Genomic DNA, 2477 nt, shown 5'->3' on the forward strand with positions numbered 1-2477 from the left:
GTAAGCGGTGTTTTGACCCCACCTTCCGGATCAGCGCGTGATTGTTGATGTTGTTGCCGAACGAGGCTTCGACATATGACGATTACAGGGTTTACGCATGGCACCAGTGCAGACGTGCCGGTGCAACGGTTTGAGGTTTTTACGGGAACTGGTCGTCGCCGCGACTGGAGCGACGAGGAGAAAGACCGAATTGTCGCCGAGAGCTATAGCGGCGAGATGTCGGTCAGTGCTGTTGCGCGTCGGCACGGTTTGTCTCCCGGACAATTGTTTACCTGGCGTCGGCAGGCGCGGAGTCAGGCGCAGCAAGACTCGCCGCCGATGTTTGTGGCAGCAGTAATTGATCGTCCGGTAGAGCCGCCTCCGACACGGCGAAAGACGATTACGAGGAGCGCACTTCCAGTTGCGGCAATCGAGCTGGAGGTTGGCGGCGCGGTCGTCAGGATCGCATCTGGCACGGACAGCGCGACAATTGCTGCTGTGATCCAAGCGTTGAAGGCTCAGTCGTGATTGGTCCGTCCGGTGCGGTAAAGGTGATGATCGCCACCAAGCCCGTCGACTTTCGCAAAGGCGCTGACGGATTGGCGGCGCTCGTGAAAGCCGAGATGGGTGCCGACCCATTCTCTGGCACGATCTACGTGTTCCGGGCCAAACGAACGGACCGGATCAAGCTGGTCTTCTGGGACGGTAGCGGCGTGTGCCTGGTTGCCAAGCGGCTTGAGGATGGCGAGTTCCATTGGCCTCGAATGCAAGACGGCGCGATGCATCTGACGGCCGCCCAATTCTCGGCTCTGTTCGAGGGATTGGACTGGAAACGCGTGCATGCGCCGAGCGAAACGCGCACCCCGATAAAGGCTGGATAGCGGCCGCGACCAATTGAATCATCATCAGCCTGCCTCTCGTTCTGAGCGGCAAAATATGCTGTTCTCGATCCATGACGATAACGGCGGACGAGCTTCCGGATGACCTGAACGCGCTAAAAGCGATGGTGCTTTCGCGCGAGGCGGAGAATGCCCGCCTGCGTCAGATCATCAAGGAATTGCAGCGCCACCGGTTCGGTCGCCGTGCCGAGACGCTTCCCGAGGACCAGCTTCTGCTTGGGCTTGAAGAGGCCGAGCAAGTCGAGGCTGCCGGTCTGGAAGACAATGAGCAAGCCTCCCCTGCTGTTCGACAGGCGCAAGTCGCCAAACGGCGCACGAACAGAGGTTCGCTGCCAGCCCATCTGCCGCGCATCGAGATCGTAGTTGATATTGATGACCATGCCTGCCCCTGCTGCCGCAATGACCTGCATCGGATCGGCGAAGACGTCAGCGAGAAGCTCGACATTGTGCCCGCCCAGTTCCGCGTGCTTGTGCTGCGCCGCCCGAAGTATGCTTGCCGGGCTTGCGAAGAAGTCGTGGTCCAGGCTCCGGCCCCGGCAAGACTGATTGAAGGCGGCATTCCGACCGAGGCCACCGTCGCCCAGGTGCTGGTCTCCAAATATGCTGACCACCTGCCACTGTATCGCCAGGCGCAAATCTATAAGCGTCAAGGCATCGACCTCGACCGCTCGACGCTCGCCGACTGGGTCGGTCGCGCCGCCTGGCATCTGCGTCCTGTCCATCAACGGCTGCTCGATCATTTGAAGTCATCGTCGAAGCTCTTCGCCGACGAGACGACAGCCCCCGTGCTCGACCCGGGTCGTGGCAAGACTAAGACCGGGCAGCTTTGGGCCTATGCGCGGGACGACCGCCCTTGGCAAGGAAATGACCCGCCTGGCGTCGCCTATATCTATGCCCCGGATCGCAAAGGCGAGCGACCGATGGCCCATCTCGACGGCTTCGTCGGCATTCTGCAGGTCGACGGCTACAGTGGATATCGCCCACTCGCGGCAAAGAACACCGTGTCACTGGCTTTCTGCTGGTCTCACGTTCGCCGCCGCTTCTATGAACTCGCCGCCGCCGGTCCAGCACCCATTGCCAGCGAGGCGCTCAAACGCATCGCCGAACTTTACAGGATTGAAGACGAGATACGTGGCCTCACACACGAGGAGCGTACCGCCACGCGCCAAGAGAAGAGCCGACCGATCGCAGATGGCCTCGCTCCCTGGCTGCGCGAACAACTCGGCCTCATCAGTCAGAAGACGAAGCTCGCCGAAGCAATCCGCTATGCCTTGTCACGCTGGGATGGCTTGACCCGGTTCATCGACGATGGCCGGATCGAGATCGACTCCAATACCGTCGAGCGATCCATCAGGCCAATTGCGCTCAATCGCAAGAATGCACTATTTGCCGGTTCCGACGCCGGGGCCGAACACTGGGCAACCATCGCCTCGCTCATCGAGACTGCCAAGCTCAACCATGTCGAGCCACTGGCCTATCTCTCAGACGTCCTCACCAGGATCGCCAACGGCCATCCAAATAGCCAAATCGACGACCTGCTGCCGTGGACCTATGCCGCAAGGCACGAACTCAAAGCCGTGGCCTGAAAACAGCGCTTAC

The 2477-nt window shown here is 60.6% G+C and carries 3 protein-coding genes; all 3 read left to right on the plus strand.

The features are described from left to right. Positions 1-75 precede the first annotated feature (75 nt). The 3 genes from tnpA to tnpC all read left to right on the plus strand — a co-directional run bounded on the left by tnpA (position 76) and on the right by tnpC (position 2464). Positions 76-507 (plus strand): IS66-like element accessory protein TnpA, encoded by a 432-nt coding sequence (tnpA, locus tag ACQZ5H_RS32570; RefSeq protein WP_148195283.1) that lies wholly within the window; start codon positions 76-78, stop codon positions 505-507. Further along, the gene (gene tnpB / locus ACQZ5H_RS32575) at positions 504-860 is read left to right on the plus strand and encodes an IS66 family insertion sequence element accessory protein TnpB (RefSeq protein ID WP_112720047.1); all 357 of its coding nucleotides are present in this window, start codon (positions 504-506) and stop codon (positions 858-860) included. Before tnpA ends, tnpB begins: the two co-directional genes overlap by 4 nt. A 71-nt stretch (positions 861-931) precedes the next feature. Beyond that, entirely contained in the window at positions 932-2464 is a 1533-nt protein-coding gene (tnpC, locus tag ACQZ5H_RS32580) for an IS66 family transposase (RefSeq protein ID WP_112720046.1), read from the plus strand. Positions 2465-2477: the final 13 nt, after the last annotated feature.

The sequence above is a fragment of the Rhizobium sp. 21-4511-3d genome (assembly GCF_053522545.1).

What these genes read in the sequence shown, in the direction of transcription:
- tnpA (WP_148195283.1), top strand. Translation starts at nt 76, where the DNA reads ATGACGATTACAGGGTTTACGCATGGCACCAGTGCAGACGTGCCGGTG.
- tnpC (WP_112720046.1), top strand. Translation starts at nt 932, where the DNA reads ATGACGATAACGGCGGACGAGCTTCCGGATGACCTGAACGCGCTAAAA.